Genomic DNA, 7,448 nt, shown 5'->3' on the forward strand with positions numbered 1-7,448 from the left:
AGCGTCCCGGAATGCGCGCTCACCCCGGATTTTTTCTCACTCAGCGCCCCAGAATGCGCGCTCACCCCGGATTTATTCTCACTCAACGTCCCGGAATGCGCACTCACCCCGGGTTTATTCTCACTCAGCGTCCCGGAATGCGCGCTCAACCCTGATTTATTCTCACTCAGCGTCCCGGAATGCGCGCTCACCCCGGATTTATTCTCACTCAGTTGCACTCGATTTATTTAGATGAAAGCAAATCCTAACCAGGTTACGTCTATCAACTGCGAAGAATAGAATGCTTATAATCTAGGAAACGTTGTAGGTTTAAAAAAAGTAGCTTCCTGTGGTTGAATACAGGAAGCTACGTTACAAAAGTTATTGTTCAGATATTTTTGCATCTTTTTCATATGCCCTTTGTAGAATTCTGGTTGTCGGTCCGGGTTTCCCATCGGAAATTTGTTTGCCTTCTACATGGATAATGGGCATAATTTCTGCTGTGCTACTAGAAAGAAAAAGCTCATCAGATTGATAGAGTTGTTCTATTGTAAAAGCTTCTTCAATAAGTGGCACCTTTAAAGCTGCTACTAATTGTTTTATGCGCTGACGAACACAGCCATGAAGAATATTGTTTGTTTCTGGATGAGTATAAATCGTTCCATTTTTCACCATATAGAGGTTTGATGAACTACATTCAGTAATAACATCATTTCGGTGAAAAATTGCTTCAAAACAGTTTTGCTCATAAGCATTTTGTTTGGCTAGTACATTGGGAAGTAGATTTAAGCTTTTAATATAGCAATTTTGCCAACGGACATCAGGTTGAATGATTGTATCAACACCTGTTGTTAAAAGGTCTAGGGGGCGTGGCAGTTCCTGCGCATAAGCGTAGAAATTTGCTTCTACATTAGGAAAAATATGATTCCTAATCGCTGTTCCCCTAGTAATCTGCATATACACTTTTGCATCACTTGTAATTTGATTTACCTTTAATAAGCTTTCTAACTGTTTTTTTACCATAGATTTACTAAAGGGGAGTTGGAGTTTAATAGCCTCCGCTGAGCGAAAAAGACGGTCTATATGTTCAGTAAGTAAATAATAAGTACCTTGATAAATTCGAATGACTTCATAAATACCATCTCCAAATTGTAATCCACGTTCTTGGAAGGAATATGTTAAAAGCTTTTGATCGATGATATCGTTTTGAGATAAAACATTGGGATAAACTTTCATTAAATTATTGCCCCCTTGATATTGTGCTTCCATGTGAATTATAACAAATTATTTTTGATTATCCTATATCTTAGAATTGTGGACGAGACTGATTTGTAGGTGTTTTTAAGTGCATAAATATATTTTAGGACTTTTTTCGACAAAAAAAGCGGATTTTCTGTTGCATATAATTTAGTTGGTTGCTATAATAATAAACATCCCTTCTTTTTGGGAGATTAATTGACAAGAAATACAGGGAACTGAATGAACAAAATGCGGGTGTAGTTTAGTGGTAAAACCTCAGCCTTCCAAGCTGATGTCGAGGGTTCAATTCCCTTCACCCGCTCCATACTTATGTGAGCAACGCAGTGTTTCGTTGATTGGCAACGAAGCATTGCGTTTTATTTTGGCCTAGGAAATTATAAAATAGACTGCTCTGTGGTCTAAGTTAGCCACGTCAACGCTCCGGCGCCTACCCCCTCGAGGTCTTAAGACAATCCTCTCTGTGGTAAAAAGCGCCACGCCGAGGCTTGTCTTAAGCTTGTCGGAGGTGAGCAAGGCGCTTACGCTTTTGTTCTGGTCTAGGAAATTATAAATGGCTGCTGTGGATAATTAATTCCAAAGTTAGCCACGTCAACGCTCCGCCGGCTGCGATATTTTCAGACTACTTCTCGTGTCCCCTCTCGAAACCACTCATTTCCAATTTTTTTCTTGCTTTTCTTTATAAATTCATCTCCCAACACTTGAAAATAACCTCCAGCAACTTGTATTCTAAAAACGTGTAATGTTATGAGGATCTTAACTTTAGTTGATAGTATAATCATGACATCTAAAGTACGTAACATAGAACATAACCTTCAGTCGGGATAAGGCTTCCGTTCGAAGGAGAATTCTTAAATGCTTAAAAAGGTGGTAGCAATATGAAACAGTTACAGGGCTTACTGCAGCAAATAGATGGAAAAAGTTATAAGGCATATAAAACAATTCAAGGTAGATATTCTTTCCATCGTTATGAAATCATGATTGATTATGTTCAAGGCGATCCATTTGCTACTCCGTCAAAAATCAGAGTTATTATTCCAGATGCGTATCGCAAAATAAAAGAACTGTGGAAAAACAATCCAAGTCGAAAATACTACGCAGAAGATACCATTGCTCGTTCAGTTTCCAACGCAATTAACGATAATACTATTCATAGTAAAGGTACAGGTAAAAGCGGATTGATAGCTATTGACGCACCAGGCCAAGAGATTATTGATAGAAGTGCAGTTTCGCTTGATCCTAACCATGTGACAATTTGTTTAACAGTAGGACTACCTGCTAATGGCCGTCGAATTAATGGTAAGGATGCTGAAAAGCTATTCTTCCAAGCCATTCCTAAAATAGTAACTAATTCGATTTTTACTATTACAGATGAGCAAATAGAGGCGTCAACAAAGTTAGCTGATCAACATCAATCTATTCGAAAAAAAATGGAAGAAAATGATTGGATTTCTTTTATTGCAGATGGATCAATTCTCCCGAGACAGAGCGGGGTTAGTAATAAACCATTAAAAGATGCAGTGCCATTCTTTAGTCCGGAAATTAATCGCGTGACGATTGATCTCCCTCACCAACAAGAGCCAATTACAGGCATGGCTTTGAAAAAAGGAATTACGCTTATCGTTGGTGGTGGATATCATGGTAAAAGTACCCTGTTGAATGCGATGGAACGAGGGGTGTATCATCATATCAGAGGAGATGGAAGAGAATTTGTTCTGACTGATCCAAATGCAGTCAAGATCCGTGCAGAGGACGGTAGACAGGTAACGACAGTTAATATTTCTTCTTTTATCAGTGATTTACCTCATAAGCAAAATACAACTCAGTTTCAAACGGAGAATGCTAGTGGTAGCACTTCTCAAGCGGCAAATGTTGTGGAGTCTCTTGAAGCAGGTGCGAGTACACTACTAATTGACGAGGATACCAGTGCAACTAATTTTATGATTCGTGATTTAAGAATGCAGGAGTTAGTTGTTAAGGAAAAAGAACCAATCACACCCTTCATTGATAAGGTGAAACAATTAAAATCCGAATTAGATATATCAACGATTTTAGTTATGGGTGGATCAGGTGATTACTTTGACGTAGCAGATCAGGTGATTATGATGGATCAATACAATCCATTTAATGTAACAGATAAGGCGAAAACAATTGCCAATAAACATCCGAATACACGCACTATGGAAGGTAATGAGAAATTTGGCAAAGTCCCAAATCGTCAGTTCTTGCCTACTAGTATTCAAATGAAACGTGGTAATAAATCTAAGATTCAAGCGAAAAATAAAACGACAATTATCATGGGTAAAACAGATATCTCCCTACACTATGTAGAACAATTAGTAGATAGTTCTCAAACTAGGCTGATTGCTGATATTATAAGATTTATAGATGAAAATAGATGGTTAACTAAAAACCAAACCTTATCTCAATTATTGGATAAAGTTGAAGCGCAGTTCGATCAAAAAGGTATTGAGTCCTTTGCGCCATTTCCTAACCAGCATCCAGGAGATATAGCAAGACCACGTCGGTTCGAAATTGCGGCAACACTAAACAGGTTACGAACTGCAAAAGTTAAAGATAACTCCTAGCTTATTTAATGAGCTAGATTAGGAATTGACAAGTTTTCAAAAATAGAATTGAACACCAAATTAGGGAAGGGGGTAACCTTGGATGGCATATCAAACGTTGAAACAGGAAATTATAGCATATAGTAAAAGTATTGGTGTTGATAAAATAGGTTTTGCACCAGCAGATGAATTCGCTGAATTAAAATCTAGATTAAAACTTCAAGAAGATTCTGGCTTTAAATCTGGTTTTGAAAAAGGAAGTATTGAGGAACGGACGGAGCCAGTTAGATTAATGTCAGAAGCCCAATCAATTATTGCGATTGCGATTGCATACCCTTCGAGGCTTAAAAATGCGCCTAAAAGTGTTAAAGGGGACCGTCGAGGTCTTTTTTGTAGGGCATCGTGGGGGAAAGACTATCACCATGTGTTACGGGAAAAATTAGAGCTAATAGGAGCATTTATCAAAGAGAAACTGGAAGGCTTTGAGTATAAGCCCATGGTTGATACTGGTGAGTTGTCGGACCGGGCTGTAGCAGAACGAGCTGGAATTGGTTTTAGTGGAAAAAACTGTGCGATTATTACGCCTGAGTTTGGCTCATATGTTTATCTAGGTGAAATGATAACCAATATCCCTTTCCCGTCTGACCAACCAGTAGATGATGGGTGCGGGGAATGTACGAAGTGTATTGATAACTGTCCTACTGGTGCATTAGTAGAAGGCGGGCGTTTAAATGCGCAAAAATGTATTGCTTTTCTAACACAAACAAAAGACTTTCTTGATGATGAGTATCGAACTATTATTGGCAATCAATTGTATGGATTTGATACTTGTCAGGTTGTTTGTCCGAAGAATAGACACATTGATTTTCATTTGCACCAAGAATTAGAACCAGATCCAGAACTGGTTAAACCAAAGTTGGTACCGTTACTGTCCATTTCTAATCGGGAATTCAAAGAGAAATTTGGTGCAATGGCTGGTTCATGGCGTGGAAAAAAACCAATTCAAAGAAATGCAATTATTGCTTTAGCTCACTATAAAGAAAAATCAGCGGTTGGGGAGTTAATACGAGTAATGCAAACCGATCCACGACCAGTGATCAGAGGAACTGCCTCATGGGCCCTTGGTAAAATTGGTACGGAAGAAGCATTTGAAGCTATAAAAACTGCAATAGAGCTAGAATCAGATGAGCAAGTAATTGTGGAAATGGAAAAAGGACTAGAATTTCAATCTATTTATAGTTAAATCTGCAAACGTTCAAATAGTCCTTCTTCTAGTAGTTATTACTGTACAATAAAGAAAAAAGGAAGAAGGGATTATTGATGCGTGAAAATGCCTTGTTGTTTTATGATGAGCTTGAGACACCAATCGGACAGGTGACAATTCTAATGGTAGATGAAACCCTTTGTCGAATTGATTTTGGCAGTGTAAAAGATTTGGTACCTCTATATAATTCATGGTGTAAGAGGCATTTATTAGACCCAAATCTTATCAAGGAAAATGATAAAACAGCACATGCAAAACAGCAGATTATTGAATATTTTAATGGAGAAAGACAACAATTTTCATTGGGTTTTCATTTTTATGGTACACATTTCCAACAGAAGGTTTGGAGAGCAATGTATGATGAAATTGAGTATGGAAAGACATTGTCTTATAAAGATATAGCAAAAAGTATTCAAGCACCTAAGGCAGTTCGAGCTGTTGGCGGTGCAATCAATAAGAATCCGTTAGCTGTTATTGTACCCTGTCATCGAGTTATTGGCAGCAATGGATCGTTGGTTGGCTACAATGGTGGTTTGGATAAAAAAAAGTATTTATTAAAATTAGAAAAAGCTCCGATTGATATTGATTAATATCAGACGGAGCTATCTTTCATTAAATAAGGTTAACTACAATTTAAGTCGTAACAATGGCTGTTCGAATCATTCCTTCTTTAAAATCTTCATATGTTGAAGGAGAGGAGTGATAAGTAAATGAATATTAGTGAGCAAATACGAGTGTATTGGGTGAACCGTTTGGAGGAAGATAGAGATAGTGAATTACCTAATTGGATTGGTGATAAGATGTTATTACATCAACAAAGAGGTAGCAAGATCGCGCGTATAACTGGTAAAGGGAAAATCTTTAGAAGCTATCAATCAGGCGCTCATGAGAGGACAGTCGAGTACAGTTTAGGGGTGACCTTTTTTGTAAGAAACGGTGACTTTTTCTATCATGAGGAAGAAGAAAGAATCCATCGGGCTTTATTCTACAAAGAAAGGTTAATTTCAGATGAAGCTGTTGTAAAATCAAGTGATGAGGATTCATCACTAACTATTGAGCCATTAGGCGATGAAGACGTGAGAGAGACTAGGTTTAAATACGATCGTCTGGCAGCGGTTCAATATGCGGAGAGATGGTGGAATGATTACAATCCGGGGTATAAGAAGTTTGAAAATGATTGTACAAACTACGTATCACAGTGCATTCATGCTGGAGGAGCTACCATGCGCGGTGCTCCAAATAAAACGAATGGTTGGTGGTTTGAAAACGGAAATTGTAGTCACAGTTGGGCCGTCGCACATTCATTGAGATGGTATTTAAGTGGATCAAATCAAGGCTTAAAAGGGAAAGAATTAGATAGTCCAAAAGATTTGAGGCCAGGTGACGTTATTTGCTATGATTTTCAAGGCGATAGTAAATGGGATCACAATACAATTGTTGTAGAAAAAAATAGTGACGGTTACCCGCTTGTTAATGCACATACAATCAATAGCCGACATCGCTTCTGGTCTTATGAAGATTCCCATGCATGGACTTCTGCTTGTAAGTATAAATTCTTTAGAATTGGTGATTGAGATGTATATTAAACGGGGAAAGAGGAATTTCTAAAGGACACAAAGCAGTATATCGGTCAATAATGCCCGGAATAGCTGCTTCGTTTTTTTTGCTTTCTTGATAGGAAGTCAAGGTGTGCTATAATAATCAAGTTAATATGTAACTCGAGGTGAAGAAAGTGGCTATACATGTTGTATTATTTCAACCAGAAATACCTGCGAACACAGGGAATATTGCCCGTACATGCCTTGCAACGAATACAGTGCTCCATCTAATCCGTCCACTTGGATTCTCAACAGAAGATAAAATGCTTCGAAGAGCTGGACTTGATTATTGGCACAATGTAGATATAAGGTATTATGATTCGTTGGACGAATTGTATGAGAAAAATCCTACAGGCGATTTCTATTATATTGAAAATTTTGGAACCAAGTATTATACCGATTTTAATTTTGGCGAGTCTGAGCAAGAACTGTTCTTTGTGTTTGGAAGAGAAACAAACGGAATTCCCAAAGAACTTTTGGAAGGAAAAGAAGATAAATGTTTGCGAATCCATATGACAGATAAAGTTCGGTCATTAAATTTGTCGAATACAGCAGCAATCATTATTTATGATGTATTAAAGCAGCAAGGTTTCCCAGGACTGGACTAGTTTTCAAATAAAAAAGAGGCCTCGATTATTAAATCGTGGCCTCTTTTTTATTGTGCGCCCGGCATGGGCTATAACTTGGTGGTGAAAGTCCACTACAGGCTTGGCAGTAGGAACTGTTAGCCAATGGCAAGGGTGTCTATCGTGAGATAGAATCTGAAGGAAGCCGGAGGCAAAA

Annotated in this window: 6 protein-coding genes and 1 tRNA gene; 6 read left to right on the forward strand and 1 reads right to left on the reverse strand. The window is 38.1% G+C overall.

What is annotated here, in order from left to right:
• Positions 1–360: 360 nt before the first annotated feature.
• On the reverse strand, positions 361–1,215 hold the full coding sequence (dat, locus tag LD272_RS21145) for a D-amino-acid transaminase (RefSeq protein ID WP_226038578.1): 855 nt from the start codon (positions 1,213–1,215) through the stop codon (positions 361–363).
• A 254-nt stretch (positions 1,216–1,469) separates the two neighbouring features.
• Between dat and LD272_RS21150 the strand changes: the two genes are divergently transcribed.
• From LD272_RS21150 to trmL, 6 genes are all read left to right on the forward strand, one after another.
• Positions 1,470–1,543 (forward strand) — tRNA-Gly (locus LD272_RS21150).
• 571 nt (positions 1,544–2,114) lie between these two features.
• Positions 2,115–3,824: an ABC-ATPase domain-containing protein gene (locus LD272_RS21155; protein ID WP_226038579.1), complete on the forward strand. Its 1,710-nt coding sequence runs from the start codon at positions 2,115–2,117 to the stop codon at positions 3,822–3,824.
• A gap of 82 nt (positions 3,825–3,906) precedes the next feature.
• Complete coding sequence (gene queG, locus LD272_RS21160; RefSeq protein ID WP_226038580.1) at positions 3,907–5,046, forward strand: tRNA epoxyqueuosine(34) reductase QueG; 1,140 nt, start codon at positions 3,907–3,909, stop codon at positions 5,044–5,046.
• Between the two features lie 77 nt (positions 5,047–5,123).
• Positions 5,124–5,657 carry a methylated-DNA--[protein]-cysteine S-methyltransferase gene (locus LD272_RS21165; protein ID WP_226038581.1) on the forward strand — a complete coding sequence of 178 codons (534 nt, stop codon included), beginning with the start codon at positions 5,124–5,126 and terminating at the stop codon, positions 5,655–5,657.
• A gap of 120 nt (positions 5,658–5,777) precedes the next feature.
• Complete coding sequence (locus tag LD272_RS21170) at positions 5,778–6,641, forward strand: amidase domain-containing protein (protein ID WP_226038582.1); 864 nt, start codon at positions 5,778–5,780, stop codon at positions 6,639–6,641.
• 158 nt (positions 6,642–6,799) lie between these two features.
• A complete protein-coding gene (gene trmL / locus LD272_RS21175; protein WP_226038583.1) occupies positions 6,800–7,273 on the forward strand; it encodes a tRNA (uridine(34)/cytosine(34)/5-carboxymethylaminomethyluridine(34)-2'-O)-methyltransferase TrmL in 474 nt (157 codons plus the stop codon).
• The last annotated feature ends 175 nt before the right edge of the window (positions 7,274–7,448 follow it).

The sequence above is a fragment of the Aquibacillus saliphilus genome (assembly GCF_020404745.1).
Taxonomy (GTDB): domain Bacteria; phylum Bacillota; class Bacilli; order Bacillales; family Amphibacillaceae; genus Aquibacillus; species Aquibacillus saliphilus.

Excerpts from the sequence above, each read along its gene's own strand:
- dat (WP_226038578.1), bottom strand. The coding sequence starts at position 1,215 with ATGAAAGTTTATCCCAATGTTTTATCTCAAAACGATATCATCGATCAA.
- queG (WP_226038580.1), top strand. The coding sequence starts at position 3,907 with ATGGCATATCAAACGTTGAAACAGGAAATTATAGCATATAGTAAAAGT.
- LD272_RS21165 (WP_226038581.1), top strand. The coding sequence starts at position 5,124 with ATGCGTGAAAATGCCTTGTTGTTTTATGATGAGCTTGAGACACCAATC.
- LD272_RS21170 (WP_226038582.1), top strand. The coding sequence starts at position 5,778 with ATGAATATTAGTGAGCAAATACGAGTGTATTGGGTGAACCGTTTGGAG.
- LD272_RS21155 (WP_226038579.1), top strand. The coding sequence starts at position 2,115 with ATGAAACAGTTACAGGGCTTACTGCAGCAAATAGATGGAAAAAGTTAT.